Genomic DNA, 16,196 nt, shown 5'->3' on the forward strand with positions numbered 1-16,196 from the left:
CGGGAATGGAGAATCGGGAATTGAACAAGCCGCATCTGGCACCGCCCAGTGTCTCCGGGCAAGCCAGGAGGCAGCTCTCCCCATTCCCGATTCCCAACTCCCCATTCCCGGCCGCTCGATGACCCGCATCCTGGGCATCGATCCCGGTTCGCAGCGCACCGGCATCGGCATCATCGACATCGACGAGGGCGGTCGCAGTCGGCATGTGCACCACGCGCCGCTGCTGCTGCTGGGCGAGGGCGATTTCTCGCAGCGGCTCAAGCGCCTGCTGCACGGGCTGGGCGAGCTGATCGAGACCTACCGGCCGGATGAGGTGGCGATCGAAAAAGTGTTCATGGGCAAGAGTGCCGCTTCGGCGCTCAAGCTCGGCCACGCGCGCGGCGCGGCAATCTGCGCGGTCGTCATGCGCGATCTGCCGGTGCACGAGTACGCGGCCACCGAGGTCAAGCTGGCGCTGGTCGGCAAAGGCGGCGCGGACAAGGTGCAGGTGCAGCACATGGTCGGCATCATGCTTAACTTGAAAGGCAAGCTGCAGCCCGACGCCGCCGACGCATTAGCGGTCGCCATCACTCACGCCCACGTGCGCGCGACTGCGCAACGCTTGGGCGTCAATACCCAACAGGCCTGGAGCCGCAAGAAATGAGAATCGGGAATCGGGAGTCGGGAATCGGGAATTGCAGACGCAGAGTCCACAGCAGCGCGCGCTGTTGCCATTCCCCATTCCCGATTCCCCAATCCCGGCATCGCCAAGGCGGTGCCCAATGATCGGCCGCCTGCGCGGGCTGCTGGCCTACAAGCAGCCGCCGTGGCTGGTGATCGACGTGGGCGGGGTGGGGTATGAGCTGGAGGCGCCGATGAGCACCTTCTACGACCTGCCCGATGTCGGTCGCGACGTGATCCTGTTTACCCATTACGCGCAAAAGGAAGACAGCGTGTCGCTGTACGGCTTTCTGCGCGAAGGCGAGCGACGGCTGTTCCGCGACGTGCAGAAGGTCACCGGCATCGGCGCCAAAATCGCGCTGGCGGTGCTCTCTGGCGTGACCGTGGACGAATTCGCCCGCCTGATCACCAGCGGCGACATCACCGCGTTGACCCGCATCCCTGGCATCGGCAAGAAGACTGCCGAGCGCATGGTGGTGGAGTTGCGCGACCGCGCGGCCGACTTCAGCAGCGGCGCGCCGATCACCGGTCAGCTGGGGCCGGACGCTATCTCCGAAGCCACCGTGGCCTTGCAGCAGCTGGGCTACAAGCCGGCCGAAGCCGCCCGCATGGCGCGCGAGGCCGGGGCAGAAGGCGACGAAGTGGCCACCGTCATTCGCAAGGCGCTGCAAGCCGCGCTGCGTTGAGCGCAGCCCCACATCACTGTACCGCCGCCAAGCGGGCGCGGCCGGCACTCGGAATCGGCTGGGGCGGCTCGTACACTGCGCATCCTTGCCCGTGGCCCGCCCGTACGTTGGTAGCCTGCGCCGTTATCGCAGATGCCGTTGGCAGGCGCTGTGTCCCTCATCTTCTTCACGCTGTCTGGCGAAAACTGCTCACCTAATGTCCCACACCCCTACACCAGCAGCCGGCGCCGGTCACGCGCCCGCCAACAGCCAAACCGCCTTGGTCATCGGCGCAATCGGCGTCGTCTTCGGCGATATCGGTACCAGCCCGCTGTACACCCTGAAGGAGGCGTTTTCGCCGCACTACGGGTTGACCCCGGACCACGACACCGTGCTGGGCATCCTGTCGCTGGTGTTCTGGGCGCTGATGCTGGTGGTCACGCTCAAATACGTCACCGTGATCATGCGCGCCGATAACGACGGCGAGGGCGGCATCATGGCGCTCACCGCGCTGGCGCAACGCACGCTGCCTGGCGGTTCGCGCTCGATGTATGTGGTCGGCATCCTCGGCATCTTCGGTGCCTCGCTGTTCTTCGGCGACGGCGTCATCACCCCGGCCATCTCGGTGCTGTCGGCGGTGGAAGGCCTGGAGGTGGCCGCGCCCAAGCTCGAACCGTTCGTCGTGCCGATCACCCTGGTGGTGCTGAGCATGCTGTTCCTGGCCCAGCGCTACGGCACCGAGCGTGTGGGCAAGGCGTTCGGGCCGATCACCCTGGTCTGGTTCTTCGCGTTGGGCGCGATCGGCGTCTACAACATGGCGCGCGCACCAGAAGTACTGCATGCGCTGAACCCGTGGTGGGGTGTGCGTTTCTTCGCCGAACACAACTGGCATGCGGTGTTCGTGCTCGGCGCGGTGGTGCTGGCAGTGACCGGCGGCGAGGCGCTATACGCGGACATGGGCCACTTCGGCGCCAAGGCGATCCGTCGTTCCTGGCAGTTCGTGGTGTTGCCGATGCTGACCCTGACCTACCTGGGGCAGGGCGCACTGGTGCTGCGCGATCCCGCTGCGGTCAGCAATCCGTTTTACGAAGCAGTGCCCGAGTGGGCCCTGTACCCGATGATTGTGCTGGCTACCGCGGCCACGGTGATCGCCTCGCAGGCGCTGATTACCGGCGCCTATTCGGTGGCCAGCCAGGCCATGCAGCTGGGTTACATCCCGCGCATGCACATTCGCCACACCTCGCACTCCACCATCGGCCAGATCTACGTGCCAGCGGTGAATTGGTGCCTGCTGGCGCTGGTGGCGGTGGCGGTGATCGGTTTCGGTGACTCGGCCTCGCTGGCGACCGCTTACGGCGTCTCGGTGACCGGGACCATGCTGATCACCACCGTGTTGATGGTCATCTATGCGCGTGCCAATCCGCGCGTGCCGACGCCGCTGCTGTGGCTGTTCGCGCTGGTGTTCCTGGCAGTGGACTGCGCGTTCTTCTACGCCAACATCATCAAATTCCTGGACGGCGCCTGGTTCCCTCTGCTGCTGGGCCTGATCCTGTTCACGCTGATGCGTACCTGGCGCCGCGGCCGCAAGCTGTTGCACGACGAGATTCGCAAGGACGGCATCAAGCTCGATACCTTCCTGCCAGGGCTGATGCTGGCGCCGCCCGTGCGTGTGCCCGGTACGGCAGTGTTTCTCACCGCCGACCCGATGGTGGTGCCGCATGCGCTGATGCACAACCTCAAGCACAACAAGGTGCTGCACGAGCGCAACGTGTTCCTGACCGTCGAGACCCTGCAGGTGCCGTACGCGGCCGCCGGCAAACGGCTGCAGATCGACGCGATTGGCGACGAGTTCTACCGCGTGCATGTGCGTTTCGGTTTCATGGAGACCCCGGACGTGCCACTGGCACTCATGCGCTCCTGCGACCAGGGTGGGATCTATTTCGATCCGATGGACACCACCTATTTCGCCAGCCGCGAAACCATTGTGGCCAGCGCCAATCGCGGCATGCCGATCTGGCGCGACAAGCTGTTCGCGCTGATGCATCGCAATGCCGCCCCGGCCACCGGCTTCTTCCGCATCCCCGGTAATCGCCTGGTCGAACTGGGCGCGCAAGTGGAGATCTGAACGTGGCCGCGCTCAGATGGATGGTCTACGGCCGCGCACCGACGCTGGAAACGTTCTGGGACGAAGCGCTGAATCTCGGGCGCGTACCGGCGAGCGAGGCCGCCATCGCCGCCGCGCAAGCGCGGCTCGAGGTGCGTCTGCCGGCGTGGCTGCGCAGCCTGTATGCGCGCCATGACGGCGGCGCGGTGCAGATGGCCCGTGGTCAGTCGCTTGAGGAACCGGGCAACTGGCTCAAGGCCGAATGGCTGATCCCGCGTGCACGCCTGCTTGGCAGTGCGGAATTGTTTTCCTTCGCCCAGGTGCGCGCGCGTGAGGACTGCCGCGATGACGCATTTGCCGGTCTGGCCGCCGGTGGCGACGACCGTCGCCTGATCGTGTATTTCGATCGCTGGGAGGGACTGGTCCCGACCTGGCGCGCGCCGAGCTTCGACGCGTTCTTCAGCGTGCTGCGGCAGGCCGATCTTGATTGCTAGATGCTGCGCCGCCCGCGCGCGGCATGCGAAGATGGCGGGATGACCGAACAGCGCATCATCGCCAGCAGCTCCACCCGCGAAGACGATGCCGCCGATGCGAGCATTCGCCCCAAGCGCTTGGCCGATTATCTCGGCCAACAGCCGGTGCGCGAGCAGATGGCGATCTACATCCAGGCGGCCAAGGCGCGCGGCGAGGCGATGGATCATGTATTGATCTTCGGCCCGCCCGGCTTGGGCAAGACCACACTCAGCCACGTGATCGCCAACGAGTTGGGCGTGAGCCTGCGCGTTACCTCCGGCCCGGTGATCGAAAAGGCCGGCGATCTGGCCGCGCTGCTGACCAACCTGCAGCCGCACGATGTGTTGTTCATCGACGAAATCCATCGCCTCTCGCCGGTGGTGGAAGAAGTGTTGTATCCGGCGATGGAAGATTTCCAGATCGACATCATGATCGGCGACGGCCCGGCCGCGCGGTCGATCAAGATCGATCTGCCGCCGTTCACCCTGATCGGCGCCACCACGCGTGCCGGCTTGCTGACCGCGCCACTGCGCGACCGCTTCGGCATCGTGCAGCGGCTGGAGTTCTATTCGCCCGCAGAGCTCACCCGCATCGTGATCCGCTCGGCGGCGATCCTGGGCATCGACTGCACGCCCGAAGGTGCCGCGGAAATCGCACGCCGCGCACGCGGTACCCCGCGTATCGCCAACCGGCTGTTGCGGCGCGTGCGCGACTACGCACAGGTCAAAGCGGCCGGGCATATCGATTTGCCGGTGGCGCAGGCGGCCATGCAAATGCTCAAGGTCGACCCGGAAGGGTTTGACGAGCTCGACCGTCGCATGTTGCGCACCATCGTCGAACATTTCGACGGCGGCCCGGTCGGCGTGGAATCGCTGGCTGCCTCGCTGTCGGAGGAGCGCGGTACGCTGGAAGACGTGATCGAGCCCTATCTGATCCAGCAGGGCTTTCTGATCCGCACCGCGCGCGGCCGCATGGTCACGACCAAGGCCTATCTACATCTGGGCCTGAAGCCGCCGCGCGACCGCGCCCCGGGCATCGGCGAACCGGGAGACCTGTTTTGATGGCTGTTTGCCTGCCCACGTGGGTCATCTCGACCAGAAACGGCTGCCCATGACCACCGATTCCCGATTCCCATCCGATTCCCCGTCCATATTCAGTTGGCCGACACGCGTCTACTGGGAAGATACCGACGCCGGCGGGGTGGTCTACCACGCGCGCTACGTCGCCTTCATGGAGCGTGCGCGCACGGAGTGGATGCGCGCGCTCGGTTACGGGCAGGAGCGCATGCGCCAGGACCACGGTCTGGTGTTTGCGGTCCGCTCGATGCAATTGGATTTCCTCAAGCCGGCCCGGCTCGACGACGCGCTGTCAGTGTCGGCGGTGCTGCTGCGATGCAGACGGGCCAGCCTGCTGTTCGCGCAATCGGTCCGTCGCGAAGGCGAAGTGCTGCTGACCGCCGAGGTGCGCATTGCCGCACTGGATGCCAGCGACTTCCGCCCGCGTGGCATGGACGATGCGCTGTATGACGTGTTGAAAGCTTCAGAAACCACAGAATCCGATTACTGAGGAACGAACGGATGTCGATTGCATTGCTCCTGGCCCTGCAGGACACGGTAGTGGAAGCACTACCGCAGGACGTCGCCGCTGCTGCGGCGCAGACCGCCAGCGTGGCGCACAACAGCAGCATCAACTATGTAGACCTGATCCTGCGCGCCAGTATCCCGGTCAAGATCATCGTGCTGCTGCTGCTGATCGGCTCGTTCATCAGCTGGGTGATCATTTTTCGCAAGGCGCGTGCATTCAAGCAGGCCAATCGCGAGGCGGACGAGTTCGAAAACCGCTTCTGGTCCGGTGCGGATCTGGCCAAGCTGTACGCCTCGGCAACCGACCGCAACCGGACCGTCGGCGGTCTGGAGTCGATGTTCGAAAGCGGCTTCCGCGAGTTCTCACGTCTGCGTGACCGTCGTCGTCTGGATGCACGCGTGCAGCTGGAAGGCGCGCAGCGTGCCATGCGGACCGCCTTCACCCGCGAAGTCGATCAGCTTGAGCGCAATCTCGAACTGCTGGCCAACATCGGTTCCACCGCGCCGTACGTCGGCCTGGTCGGCACCGTGTTCGGCATCATGGTGACCATGCACGACATGGTCAGCAGCGGCGAGCAGGCCGGTATCGCTGCGGTCGCACCGGGTATTTCCGAAGCGCTGTTCGCCACCGCCATCGGCCTGTTCGTGGCGATTCCCGCCGTGTGGGCCTACAACCGCTTTACCACCCGCGTGGAACGGCTGTCGGTGCGCTACGAGACCTTCGCCGACGAGTTCAGCTCCATCCTGCAGCGCCAGGCTGGCGCGGACGAGTGATGCGCGCTCCCGGCACGCACCCGCTCGCGTTACGCGGGACGTGGTCGGGAGAGCCAGTCGCGTCGGTGCGCAGCGCCACGTGCAGGTGCTCCCTCCCCGGACACCGTGCGACCACGCTGCCAGCCGGCGCCGAGGACTAATTAGGAACGTTTCGCGATGATCTCCGGTATTTCCCGCCGTAAGAAGCGCAAGCTCAAATCCGACATCAACGTCGTGCCGTATATCGACGTGATGCTGGTGCTGCTGATCATCTTCATGGTGACCGCACCATTGCTGACCCTGAGCACCGACGTCAGTCTGCCCAGCTCGCGCGCCAAGGCGCTGGAGAGCAAGCAGGACCCGGTCGTGGTGGTGGTCGCCGCCGATGGCAAATTGGCCCTGCAACTGCCCAAGGGCAAGCCGCAGGCGATGGACGTGGCCGCGCTGCAGGCGCAGCTGGCTGCCATCGTGGCGCAAGACAAGGATGCGCGTGTGGTGGTCGCAGGCGATCGCGCCGCGTCGTACCAGAAGATCATGGACGCCATCGATGTGCTCAAGCAGGCCAAGGTCGAGAAGGTGGGCCTGATTTCCGACTCCGGCGGCACTGCAGGCAGCGATGCACGCTGACGCACTCCCTACGCAGACGACGCGCGATGACGGCTGGTTTCGACCGGTCGTCCTGGCATTGGTCGTGCACGTGCTGGTCGCGCTGGTGTTTATCGCCGGCTGGCTGTGGTCGCCTGAACGCTCGGTCGAACCGGCCGCCGGCGACCCCAGCATGGAGGCGTCGCTGGACGTGTCCGCCGCTGATGCGCGGGTTGCACGCCAGGCATTGAAGGCCACGCCGGTCGAAACGCCGCCACCGCCGGCGCCATTGCCCGAACCCGCGCCGGAAGACAGCGTGCCACCGCCGCAGCCGATTCCCGAGACGCGTCCGCAGGATGCGCCCACGCCACAGCAGGCGCAGGCACAGGAGCGTGTCGCTCAGCCCGACAAGGTCGACCAAGATCAGGTCGACGCATTGGCCATTTCCGCCGAAAAGGCCAAGCAGGAACAGGAAGCCAAGCGCCGTCAGGAGCAGATCGATCTGACCGAGCGCAAACGCCAGGAAGAGGCCGAGCAGAAGTTGCGCCTGGCCAAGCAGCAGGAAGAAGCCGACGCCAAGAAGAAGCAGGCGGCCGCGCAGCAGGCGGCCGAAGACGCCGAACGCCAGAAGAAGATCGCCGACATCCGTCGTCAGCGCGCGCAAGCCGATAAGGAAATGGCGCTGGCCGAGCAAAAGCTGCGCCAGGTTGCTGCCGCACGTGCGCAACAGGCCTCTGCGGCGGCCGCGACCAGCGCGCAGCCGACCGCAGGGCAGGGTGGTACCAGCACCGATCTGTCGGCCAAGTACGCGGCGGCGATCCAGCAGAAGGTGTTGGCGCAGTGGGTGCGCCCACCGTCGGTGCCGCCGGGCCAGAAGTGCACGATCAACATCCGTCAGTTGCCGGGCGGCAGCGTGATGGAGGCCAAGGTCGCGCCGGGCTGCCCCTACGACGAGGCCGGTCAGCGTTCGATCGAGGCGGCCGTGTTGAGTGCCCAGCCATTGCCATACCGTGGGTTTGAATCGGTGTTCCAGCGCAATCTGACCTTCGTATTCACCGCGCAGGATCAGTAATGATCGTCATCGGGTTGCGGCTGCCATCGGCGCCACAGCCTGATGCGGTGGAAGCGTTGCTGGTCCCGGTGCGCGCTGCCACCCCAAAAGGCAGCGGGCGAGCGGCCACGCCAGGGCGATTGTTCAAGGGGGCTGCCCATGTTGCTACACGATCGCTCGCTCCATTTTCACGCCAACTCATTCACGATTGCGCGTATGTTCACTCGTTGATTGCTATCCCTTGCACACTTTTCCTGCCCGATCCGAGCCGTCCATGAAGAAACCGCTGCGTTGGCTAGCTGCCTTGACCGCCCTGTTGTTGCCGCTGAGCGCGCTCGCCCAGCAGCAAGGCCTCACCATCGATATCGTCGGCGGTAGCGCTTCGGCCACGCCGATCGCTGTTATTCCTATGCCGTATCAAGGCTCCGGTACCGCGCCGCAGACCGATGTGTCTGCCGTGGTCGGCGCAGACCTGGACCGTTCCGGCCAGTTCCGCACGCTGCCTGCCGCGCAGATCGTCGAAAAGCCGACCCGTGGCACCGAGGTGCAGTTCCAGACTTGGCGCACTCTCAAGCAGAACTACATCGTGGTCGGCCGCGTCATGGACGCTGGCGAGGGCGCCTACCGCGTGGAGTACGAGTTGTTCGATGTCGCAAAGGGCGAGCGCATGCTGGGCCTGGCGATGACCGCGCGTGCTAACGCAATGCGCGATGTCTCGCACCAGATGGCTGATGCCATCTACGAAAAGATTACCGGCGTGCGCGGCGCGTTCTGGACCCGCATTGCCTACGTGACCGCCAGCGGCAAGGGCGGCGCCATGCGTTACGCGCTGATGGTTGCCGATTCGGATGGCTACAACCCGCAGACCATCGTGCGTTCGGCCGAACCGTTGCTGTCGCCGAACTGGAGCCCGGATGGCAAGAAGCTGGCCTATGTAAGCTTTGAGCGCGGCAACTCGTCGATCTACCTGCAGGACATCGCCACCGGCGCACGCGAACTGGTTTCCAGCTTCCGCGGCATCAACGGCGCACCGTCTTTCTCGCCGGATGGCCGTCGCCTGGCGCTGGCGCTGTCGCGTAGTGGCAATCCGGAAATTTACGTGATGGACCTGGGCAGCAAACAGCTGACCCAGCTCACCAATCACTTCGGCATCGACACCGAGCCGACCTGGGCGCCGGATGGCGGCAGCATCTATTTCACCTCTGATCGCGGCGGTCGTCCGCAGATCTACCAGGTGGCAGCCAGCGGCGGCAGCGCCAATCGCGTCACCTTCCAGGGCAATTACAACGCCACTGCCAGCGTCTCGTTCGACGGCAAGAAGATTGCCGTGGCACAGGGCAGTGGCAACACCTACCGCATCGCGATGATGGACCGCAGCCTCGGTTCGCCCAGCTGGAGCACGCTGTCACCGGGTTCGCTGGACGAATCCCCGAGCTTTGCGCCTAACGCCAGCATGGTGTTGTATGCGGCACGCGAAGGTGGCCGCGGCGTGCTGTACGCCGTCTCTTCCGACGCTCGGGTTCGCCAGCGTTTGGTGCTGGCCGACGGCGATGTGAGAGAACCCGCATGGGGGCCTTACCGAACCGCGCATTAATGTTAATATTTCGCTGCGTTAAACCACTCATTGGCCCAGAGCCTCCATAGGTACCCCATGAACAAGTCCACCCGCGTCTTGCTTGTCTCCCTGCTGTCCGTCGCCGTGCTGGCTGGTTGCTCGAAGAAGGTGAAGGAAACTCCGCCTCCTGCAACTGATACCACCGCGGGTTCCTCGGTTCCCACCGGCCCGTCCACCTCTGGCCTGTACGGCCCGGGCGACCTGGATACCGATGCCTGCCTGCGTCAGCGCGTTGTCTACTTCGATCTGGATCAGGACTCCCTGAAGCCGGAATTCCAGGCCATCATGGCTTGCCACGCCAAGTACCTGCGCGACCGTCCTTCCTCGCGCATCACCCTGCAGGGCAATGCTGACGAGCGCGGTTCGCGTGAGTACAACATGGGTCTGGGCGAGCGTCGCGGCAATGCCGTGTCGTCGTCGCTGCAGGCTGCCGGTGGTTCGGCCAGCCAGCTGACCGTTGTCAGCTACGGCGAAGAGCGTCCGGTCTGCACCGAGTCGAACGAAAGCTGCTGGTCGCAGAACCGTCGCGTCGAAATCGTGTACACGGCTCAGTAAGAAGCGATGCGCTTTCGAGTGACATCCCTGTTCGTCGCGGCGGCCCTTGTGGTCGCCGCGCCGGCATACGCGCAGCGAGCCAGTCTCGCTGATCGTGTGGCCGTGCTCGAGCAGCAGCAGGCCAATAGTCAGGTCAATAACGATCTCCTCAATCAGCTGCAGCAGGCGCGTTCGGACCTGCAGGCGTTGCGGGCGACCGTCGAACAGCTGCAGCATGACAACGAGCAACTCAAGCAGCAGTCCAAGGATCAATATCTGGACCTGGACGGACGTCTGAATCGGTTGGAAGGTGCAGGTGGTGCGACTCCGCCATTGCCCCCAGCGACCGGCAGCGTCACCCCGACCCCGGCACCTGCCGCGCGGCCTGCAGCGGCGGCAACTTCCGAGAAGCCGCCCACCGTCCATGGCGACCCAGGCACCCTGGCTGTCAGCAATGACGAACGTACTGCCTACAACGTCGCCTTCGATGCGTTGAAGAACGGCAAGTACGACGATGCCTCGCAGCTGTTTCTGAGCTTTCTGGAGCTCTATCCCAATGGCGTCTACACCCCCAATGCCTTGTATTGGCTGGGCGAGAGTTATTACGCCACCCGCAATTTCCAGCTTGCCGAGGCGCAGTTCCGCGATCTCGTCAGCCGTTATCCCACGCATGACAAGGCCGCTGGCGGCCTGTTGAAGCTCGGCCTGTCGCAGTACGGCGAAGGCAAGAACAACGAAGCGCAGCAGACCTTGCAGCAGGTCGCCTCGCAGTATCCCGGCTCCGATGCGTCACGCGTCGCGCAGGAACGCCTGCAGTCCATCCGTCTCGGCCAGCAACTGCGCTGAGCCCGCGCGTCGGTGCATGTCGGCACGGCGCATACTTTGCCCATGAACGCCGCCGCCGTCCCTAGCGAGATCATTCAGTCGCCCTTGCCGCGATTGAAGATCACCGAAATCTTTTTGTCCTTGCAAGGCGAAGCCGAGGCTGCTGGCTGGCCGACGGTGTTCGTGCGCCTGACCGGCTGTCCGTTGCGCTGCCTGTATTGCGATACCGCTTACGCCTTCCATGGTGGTGAGTGGCATGACATCGACGCCATCGTCTACGAAGTCGCCAGTCATGGCGTGCGCCATGTCTGCGTGACTGGCGGGGAGCCGTTGGCGCAGAAGCGCTGTCTGGTCTTGCTGCAGAAACTCTGCGATGCCGGTTACGACGTGTCGCTGGAGACCTCCGGTGCGCTGGACGTGTCTGCCGTCGATCCACGCGTTTCGCGCGTGGTCGACATCAAGACCCCCGCATCCGGCGAAGAAGCGCGCAACCGCTGGGAAAACCTGCCGCTGCTGACCGCGCGCGACCAGATCAAGTTCGTGATCTGTAGCCGTGCCGATTACGAATGGTCGCGCGAGATCGTGGCAGCGCACGCGCTGCATCGCCGCTGCACGGTGTGGTTTTCGCCCAGCAAGAGTGAAGTCAGCCCGCGACAGCTCGCCGATTGGATCGTCGACGACCGCCTGCCGGTGCGCTTCCAGATGCAGCTGCACAAGCTGCTTTGGAATGATGAGCCTGGGCGCTGAGAATCAAGCGCGCAGCGCAGCGTATGGGCCTAGTGCCTCACGCGCACAAACAGATCTAGGCAGTGTGTGGCTGCTCAGACAGCGGTCGATCCACAAAGCGACAAAGATCTGGAGGCCAACACGATGATGATGCGGCAGCTGACGGTAAACCTGCGCCCGCACCCTTGCACGGTCGACAGAATATTGCGCTATTGCGGCGTCGACGCCTTCTTGCGGAGCGATGAAAGTCGCTGAAAGCTTTGCTGGATATGGTGGGCCGTGATGGATTCGAACCATCGACCAAAAGATTAAAAGTCTTCTGCTCTACCGACTGAGCTAACGGCCCACTGACCCGACATTGCGTCGGGGTGCGCATTCTACCCTACGCGGGCATCAAGATAAAATGGCGTAGCGGGTGGGGTCGGGGATGCCGGCATCGGCGAAGCCGGCAGCGCGCAGGCGGCATGCGTCGCAGTGGCCGCAGGCTCGTCCTTTGGGGTCGGCACGGTAGCAAGAGACGGTGAGGCCGAAGTCCACGCCCAGGCGCACGCCTTCACGGACGATGTCGGCTTTGCTGAGGAACTGCAGCGGTGCGTGGACGCGCAGCCCTGCGCCTTCCACGCCTGCCTTGGTGGCCAGATTGGCCAACACTTCGAAGGCACGGACGAACTCGGGGCGGCAATCGGGGTAGCCCGAGTAGTCCACCGCATTGACCCCGCAAAACAGGTCATTTGCCCCGACGACCTCGGCCCAACCGAGCGCCAGCGACAGCATGATGGTGTTGCGTGCGGGCACATACGTGACCGGGATGCCGTCGCCACCGGCGTCGGGGACGTCGATGTCGTCGGTCAGTGCCGAGCCGCCGATGCTGCGCAGGTCCACGTCGACCACCTTGTGCGCACTGACGCCCTGCGCGGCGGCAACGCGCGCGGCGGCATCCAGTTCCGAGGTGTGGCGCTGGCCATAGCGCACGCTCAGCGCATGGACGGCAAAGCCCTGCTCCTGCGCAAGTGCAATGACGGCGGCGGAATCCATGCCACCGGACAACAGAACAACGGCTTTTTTCATGACGAATCGGCAATCACTGCGGAATAGGGCCGAAGGCTATCAGGGACGGCGGTGCGGGGCGACCAGGCGGTCGATCAGTGGTCCGGAGTTGGGGAGTGAAGGTTCGGACGGCGGAGGCACGGACGATTGGAATGTACCTGCGCTATCGGTTCGGTTGCTGCCCGTTTTTCCCGGGCAGCGGCGCGCGCGTTACGCTCCATTGGCACGTCAGATGCGCATGATCGGGCGTTCACGTGCGTCCATTTATCGTTCGCGTCAATTTCAGGACCATGACGCAATGGCCGAGCATCAGGAAGACGCAGCGAAGTCGCGCATTTATGAGGCCTTGCTACAGGCAACACCGGATCTTTTGTACGTATTCGACATCCAGCATCGCTTCGTCTACGCCAACCAGGCGTTGTTGACGATGTGGGGCATGTGCTGGGAAGACGCCTGTGGCAAAACCTGCCTGGAATTGGGCTACGAGCCCTGGCATGCGGCCATGCACGATGAAGAAATCGAGCGGGTGATCGCAACGCGCCAGCCGTTGCGCGGGGAAGTGCCATTCCCGCATACGATCAACGGCCTGCGTGTCTACGACTACATCTTCACTCCGGTGTTCGGGCCAGACGGCAAGGTCGAAGCGATCGCCGGCGCTACGCGCGACATCACCGAGCACAAGCAGCACGAACAGCATCTGCAATTGTTGATCAACGAACTCAACCATCGGGTCAAGAATTCGCTGGTGATGGTGCAATCCTTGGCACGGCAGTCGTTCACCAACGCCGCCAGTCTTGCCGACGCACAGGAAAAGCTCGATGCGCGCCTGCTGGCGCTATCACGAGCACACGACACGCTCACGCGCGAGAACTGGGTCAGCGCCGACATGCTGGAGCTGACCCGCGACGCGGCCGCGCTTTACGAATCCAGCGAGAGTCAGCGTTTCACCCTGCGGGGCGGCTCGTGTCGGCTGGATCCGCGGCGCGCACTGGCGCTGTCGATGGCGCTGCACGAACTGTGCACCAATGCGCTCAAGCATGGCGCGTTGTCGTCGCCGGCTGGGAACGTGCTGGTGTCGTGGGAGCGCAGTACACGCGGCGAGCAGGAGCTGCTTGAGCTCGTCTGGCAGGAGGCGGGTGGGCCGCCCGTGCAGCTGCCCACGCGCAGGGGGTTCGGTACGCGTCTTCTGGAGCGTGGTTTGAAGCACGACCTCAAGGGTGAGGTCGATCTGTCCTTCGACCCGGCTGGCGTGTGCTTCCGCGTGTCCATTCCGTTGCCGCCCGAGCTAGCCGAGGCACATCCATGACCATGCGAGTGCTCCTGGTCGAGGACGAGTCGTTGGTGGCGATGCTGCTGGAGGATTGCCTGGCGGAGTTGGGCTATGAGGTTGCGGAAACCGTCGCCGACGTGGACGCCGCGCTGCAGGCAGTGCAGGCAGGCAATCTCGATCTGGCGCTGCTGGACATCAACCTGGGCGGCACCTTGTCGTTTCCGATTGCAGAAGAGCTGGACGCGCGCGGCGTGCCTTACATCTTCGTGACCGGCTACGCGCAGGGCGGGATTCCTGAAAAGTACCGGCATCGGCATGGGCTGCAGAAGCCTTTCCATTTGCGCGATCTGAAACACGCGCTATCGCTGTTGCAGCAGCGTCGTGCCGATTGATCCTTGGCAAGTCTTGCCGCAGTTGGATGACATTGGTCGCGGGTGACGCGTTCGTAGCACCGCTGCCATGAGATGGGCGCGGATGGCGCGTTTGGAATCGCCTCCTGCGCATTACCTACGCACCGAGCACGCGGCTAACGTGTCAGCTGTAGCCAGCGGACGATTGGCGCCGGCACAGTCGGCGTGTCGCAGGTGCTGGCAGGCGGGCGATGGGCAGGCGATGATCCTGGTGGGTGCCCTGGTTATCTGCTGCCACGCAGGCTGGTGGTAGCAGCTTCGCGTAGTGACTGGCTGAGTTGCTGCAAGGCGTTCGAGCGCACAGCGGCGTACTGCCAGTACAGCGGAACATCGAGCCAGCGGGTGGGGTCGATGATGACGACCTGCTTGTTGCGGACCGCCGGTATCACCATCGCTTCGGGTGCCAGGCACCAGCCCAGCCCGCGTGCAGCGGCTTCGACAAAGCCGGTGGAGGTGGGCAGGTAATGCGTGGGCGGGGCCAGCCGGGTGCGCGTGATGCGCTTGACGAAGCGCGCCTGCAAGGTGTCCTTGCGATTGAACACCAGCATCGGCGCTTGGCCCAGCGCGGCGGCCGTAAAGCCACCCTTGAAGTGCGCAGCGACGAACGCTGCCGATGCGACTGCGTGGTACCGCATCACGCCCAACGCATGGACATTGCAGCCCTGCAATGGCGTGCGCTCGGAGGTGACCGCTCCCAGCACGCTGCCAGTACGCAGTAATTCCAGGGTGTGATCCTGGTCGTCCATCTGTACATCGAACAGGAAGCCGTGCGTCTGGTGCAGCGACGACAGCGCCTGCAGGAACCAGGTTTGTAGCGAGTCGTCATTGACCGCGATGGCGAGGGTGCGTGGATGGCCGGCGACGCCATCGCCAGGCAGAAAGTCGGCAATCGCTTCGGCTTGGAGTACCTGCATGGGTTTGAGCCGGCGCAACAGCCGTTCGCCGGCCGGCGTTGGCCGGCAAGGCGTTTTGCGCATGACCAGTACCTGCCCCAGCCGATCTTCGAGCGCCTTGATGCGCTGCGAGATGGCCGAGGGCGTCACCGCCAGGCGCTGAGCTGCGGCGTCGAAGCTGCCTTCGTCCAGGACGGCTGCGAATGCGGCCAGTTGCGGATGTAGAAGATCCATGCCGTCTCGCACATTAGAAGATCTAAACAGCATACAGATTATTTAGTTTTCCTAATGTTTGGCCATGTCAGACGATGCATGCCTAGCTCGGAGACAGCAGCATGATCGTTCAAGCAATACTGGCCGGCTTTCTCGCTGGTGCCGGCCTCATCGTCGCGATCGGCGCGCAGAATGCGTTCGTGCTGCGACAAGGGCTCAAGCGTCAGCACGTGGGGCTGGTGGTGACGATCTGCGTACTTGGGGATATCGCGCTGATACTGCTCGGTGTTGCCGGAATCGGCGTGCTGGTGCAGCAATGGTCTGGCCTGCTGCAGCTGCTGCGTTACGCGGGCGCCGCGTTTCTGGCGGTATATGGGTGGATGGCCGCAGGTCGTGCCTGGCGTGGAGATGCTGCAATGGCGCCCGCGGAACAGGGCGAGGAACAGTGGCAACGCGCCATGCTCACCGGCCTGGCGTTTACCTTCCTCAATCCGCACGTCTATCTGGACACGATGGTCTTGCTCGGCAGCCTTTCAACGCATTACCCGGGCGCACTGCGCTGGACATTTGCACTGGGCGCGTGTCTGGCCAGCGTGATCTGGTTCTGCAGCCTGGGTTACGGCGCGCGCTTGTTGCAGCCGGTCTTCCGGCACCCGCGTGCGTGGCGGGTGCTGGACGGACTGATCGCAGTGTTCATGCTGCTGCTCTGTGTGCTGTTGCTGTTGCCATCGCACGCTACCCTAGCCTGA

At 64.2% G+C, this 16,196-nt stretch carries 17 protein-coding genes, 1 tRNA gene and 1 pseudogene; 16 read left to right on the plus strand and 3 right to left on the minus strand.

What is annotated here, in order from left to right; all coding sequences use genetic code 11:
• Positions 1 to 118 precede the first annotated feature (118 nt).
• The 13 genes and pseudogenes from ruvC to queE all read left to right on the plus strand — a co-directional run bounded on the left by ruvC (position 119) and on the right by queE (position 11,635).
• Positions 119 to 643, plus strand: a complete 525-nt coding sequence (ruvC, locus tag M0D43_RS17100) for a crossover junction endodeoxyribonuclease RuvC (RefSeq protein WP_101361809.1) — start codon at positions 119 to 121, stop codon at positions 641 to 643.
• Positions 644 to 761: 118 nt separating this feature from the next.
• Positions 762 to 1,346 carry a Holliday junction branch migration protein RuvA gene (gene ruvA / locus M0D43_RS17105; RefSeq protein WP_252162332.1) on the plus strand — a complete coding sequence of 195 codons (585 nt, stop codon included), beginning with the start codon at positions 762 to 764 and terminating at the stop codon, positions 1,344 to 1,346.
• Between the two features lie 196 nt (positions 1,347 to 1,542).
• Entirely contained in the window at positions 1,543 to 3,450 is a 1,908-nt protein-coding gene (locus tag M0D43_RS17110; protein ID WP_101361807.1) for a potassium transporter Kup, read from the plus strand.
• Between the two features lie 2 nt (positions 3,451 to 3,452).
• Positions 3,453 to 3,824, plus strand: a pseudogene (locus tag M0D43_RS17115) (SMI1/KNR4 family protein); the annotation flags it as partial.
• Positions 3,825 to 3,962: 138 nt separating this feature from the next.
• Positions 3,963 to 5,003, plus strand: coding sequence for a Holliday junction branch migration DNA helicase RuvB (gene ruvB, locus M0D43_RS17120; protein ID WP_260807399.1), 1,041 nt, complete (start codon positions 3,963 to 3,965; stop codon positions 5,001 to 5,003).
• Positions 5,004 to 5,052: 49 nt separating this feature from the next.
• Positions 5,053 to 5,508 (plus strand): tol-pal system-associated acyl-CoA thioesterase, encoded by a 456-nt coding sequence (ybgC, locus tag M0D43_RS17125; RefSeq protein ID WP_252162334.1) that lies wholly within the window; start codon positions 5,053 to 5,055, stop codon positions 5,506 to 5,508.
• Positions 5,509 to 5,519: 11 nt separating this feature from the next.
• Positions 5,520 to 6,299 (plus strand): protein TolQ, encoded by a 780-nt coding sequence (gene tolQ / locus M0D43_RS17130; RefSeq protein ID WP_003482569.1) that lies wholly within the window; start codon positions 5,520 to 5,522, stop codon positions 6,297 to 6,299.
• Positions 6,300 to 6,455: 156 nt separating this feature from the next.
• Complete coding sequence (gene tolR / locus M0D43_RS17135; protein WP_252162335.1) at positions 6,456 to 6,905, plus strand: protein TolR; 450 nt, start codon at positions 6,456 to 6,458, stop codon at positions 6,903 to 6,905.
• On the plus strand, positions 6,895 to 7,935 hold the full coding sequence (tolA, locus tag M0D43_RS17140) for a cell envelope integrity protein TolA (RefSeq protein WP_252162336.1): 1,041 nt from the start codon (positions 6,895 to 6,897) through the stop codon (positions 7,933 to 7,935). Before tolR ends, tolA begins: the two co-directional genes overlap by 11 nt.
• Before the next feature lie 253 nt (positions 7,936 to 8,188).
• Positions 8,189 to 9,508 (plus strand): Tol-Pal system beta propeller repeat protein TolB, encoded by a 1,320-nt coding sequence (gene tolB / locus M0D43_RS17145; protein ID WP_003482565.1) that lies wholly within the window; start codon positions 8,189 to 8,191, stop codon positions 9,506 to 9,508.
• Positions 9,509 to 9,565: 57 nt separating this feature from the next.
• Positions 9,566 to 10,084 carry a peptidoglycan-associated lipoprotein Pal gene (gene pal / locus M0D43_RS17150; protein WP_003482562.1) on the plus strand — a complete coding sequence of 173 codons (519 nt, stop codon included), beginning with the start codon at positions 9,566 to 9,568 and terminating at the stop codon, positions 10,082 to 10,084.
• A 6-nt stretch (positions 10,085 to 10,090) separates the two neighbouring features.
• Positions 10,091 to 10,909, plus strand: coding sequence for a tol-pal system protein YbgF (gene ybgF, locus M0D43_RS17155; RefSeq protein ID WP_260807401.1), 819 nt, complete (start codon positions 10,091 to 10,093; stop codon positions 10,907 to 10,909).
• Positions 10,910 to 10,951: 42 nt separating this feature from the next.
• Positions 10,952 to 11,635, plus strand: a complete 684-nt coding sequence (queE, locus tag M0D43_RS17160) for a 7-carboxy-7-deazaguanine synthase QueE (protein WP_252162338.1) — start codon at positions 10,952 to 10,954, stop codon at positions 11,633 to 11,635.
• A gap of 249 nt (positions 11,636 to 11,884) precedes the next feature.
• On the opposite strand, the gene M0D43_RS17165 is transcribed toward queE, so the two are convergent.
• Both M0D43_RS17165 and queC read right to left on the minus strand, forming a co-directional pair.
• A tRNA-Lys gene (locus M0D43_RS17165) sits at positions 11,885 to 11,960 on the minus strand.
• Positions 11,961 to 12,007: 47 nt separating this feature from the next.
• Complete coding sequence (gene queC, locus M0D43_RS17170; RefSeq protein ID WP_252162339.1) at positions 12,008 to 12,682, minus strand: 7-cyano-7-deazaguanine synthase QueC; 675 nt, start codon at positions 12,680 to 12,682, stop codon at positions 12,008 to 12,010.
• Positions 12,683 to 12,959: 277 nt separating this feature from the next.
• On the opposite strand from queC, the gene M0D43_RS17175 reads away from it, so the two are divergent.
• Complete coding sequence (locus M0D43_RS17175; protein WP_252162340.1) at positions 12,960 to 13,967, plus strand: sensor histidine kinase; 1,008 nt, start codon at positions 12,960 to 12,962, stop codon at positions 13,965 to 13,967.
• Positions 13,964 to 14,323 (plus strand): response regulator, encoded by a 360-nt coding sequence (locus M0D43_RS17180; protein WP_252162341.1) that lies wholly within the window; start codon positions 13,964 to 13,966, stop codon positions 14,321 to 14,323. Before M0D43_RS17175 ends, M0D43_RS17180 begins: the two co-directional genes overlap by 4 nt.
• Positions 14,324 to 14,565: 242 nt before the next feature.
• Here M0D43_RS17180 and M0D43_RS17185 read toward each other — a convergent pair whose 3' ends face one another.
• Positions 14,566 to 15,468, minus strand: a complete 903-nt coding sequence (locus tag M0D43_RS17185) for a LysR family transcriptional regulator ArgP (protein WP_252162342.1) — start codon at positions 15,466 to 15,468, stop codon at positions 14,566 to 14,568.
• Between the two features lie 101 nt (positions 15,469 to 15,569).
• Here M0D43_RS17185 and M0D43_RS17190 point away from each other — a divergent pair, with 101 nt between their 5' ends.
• Positions 15,570 to 16,196 (plus strand): LysE/ArgO family amino acid transporter, encoded by a 627-nt coding sequence (locus M0D43_RS17190; protein ID WP_252162343.1) that lies wholly within the window; start codon positions 15,570 to 15,572, stop codon positions 16,194 to 16,196.

The sequence above is a fragment of the Xanthomonas prunicola genome (assembly GCF_025266575.1).
GTDB lineage: Bacteria > Pseudomonadota > Gammaproteobacteria > Xanthomonadales > Xanthomonadaceae > Xanthomonas > Xanthomonas prunicola.

What these genes read in the sequence shown, in the direction of transcription:
- ruvC (WP_101361809.1), top strand. Translation starts at nt 119, where the DNA reads ATGACCCGCATCCTGGGCATCGATCCCGGTTCGCAGCGCACCGGCATC.
- ruvA (WP_252162332.1), top strand. Translation starts at nt 762, where the DNA reads ATGATCGGCCGCCTGCGCGGGCTGCTGGCCTACAAGCAGCCGCCGTGG.
- M0D43_RS17110 (WP_101361807.1), top strand. Translation starts at nt 1,543, where the DNA reads ATGTCCCACACCCCTACACCAGCAGCCGGCGCCGGTCACGCGCCCGCC.
- ruvB (WP_260807399.1), top strand. Translation starts at nt 3,963, where the DNA reads ATGACCGAACAGCGCATCATCGCCAGCAGCTCCACCCGCGAAGACGAT.
- ybgC (WP_252162334.1), top strand. Translation starts at nt 5,053, where the DNA reads ATGACCACCGATTCCCGATTCCCATCCGATTCCCCGTCCATATTCAGT.
- tolQ (WP_003482569.1), top strand. Translation starts at nt 5,520, where the DNA reads ATGTCGATTGCATTGCTCCTGGCCCTGCAGGACACGGTAGTGGAAGCA.
- tolR (WP_252162335.1), top strand. Translation starts at nt 6,456, where the DNA reads ATGATCTCCGGTATTTCCCGCCGTAAGAAGCGCAAGCTCAAATCCGAC.
- tolA (WP_252162336.1), top strand. Translation starts at nt 6,895, where the DNA reads ATGCACGCTGACGCACTCCCTACGCAGACGACGCGCGATGACGGCTGG.
- tolB (WP_003482565.1), top strand. Translation starts at nt 8,189, where the DNA reads ATGAAGAAACCGCTGCGTTGGCTAGCTGCCTTGACCGCCCTGTTGTTG.
- pal (WP_003482562.1), top strand. Translation starts at nt 9,566, where the DNA reads ATGAACAAGTCCACCCGCGTCTTGCTTGTCTCCCTGCTGTCCGTCGCC.
- ybgF (WP_260807401.1), top strand. Translation starts at nt 10,091, where the DNA reads ATGCGCTTTCGAGTGACATCCCTGTTCGTCGCGGCGGCCCTTGTGGTC.
- queE (WP_252162338.1), top strand. Translation starts at nt 10,952, where the DNA reads ATGAACGCCGCCGCCGTCCCTAGCGAGATCATTCAGTCGCCCTTGCCG.
- queC (WP_252162339.1), bottom strand. Translation starts at nt 12,682, where the DNA reads ATGAAAAAAGCCGTTGTTCTGTTGTCCGGTGGCATGGATTCCGCCGCC.
- M0D43_RS17175 (WP_252162340.1), top strand. Translation starts at nt 12,960, where the DNA reads ATGGCCGAGCATCAGGAAGACGCAGCGAAGTCGCGCATTTATGAGGCC.
- M0D43_RS17180 (WP_252162341.1), top strand. Translation starts at nt 13,964, where the DNA reads ATGACCATGCGAGTGCTCCTGGTCGAGGACGAGTCGTTGGTGGCGATG.
- M0D43_RS17185 (WP_252162342.1), bottom strand. Translation starts at nt 15,468, where the DNA reads ATGGATCTTCTACATCCGCAACTGGCCGCATTCGCAGCCGTCCTGGAC.
- M0D43_RS17190 (WP_252162343.1), top strand. Translation starts at nt 15,570, where the DNA reads ATGATCGTTCAAGCAATACTGGCCGGCTTTCTCGCTGGTGCCGGCCTC.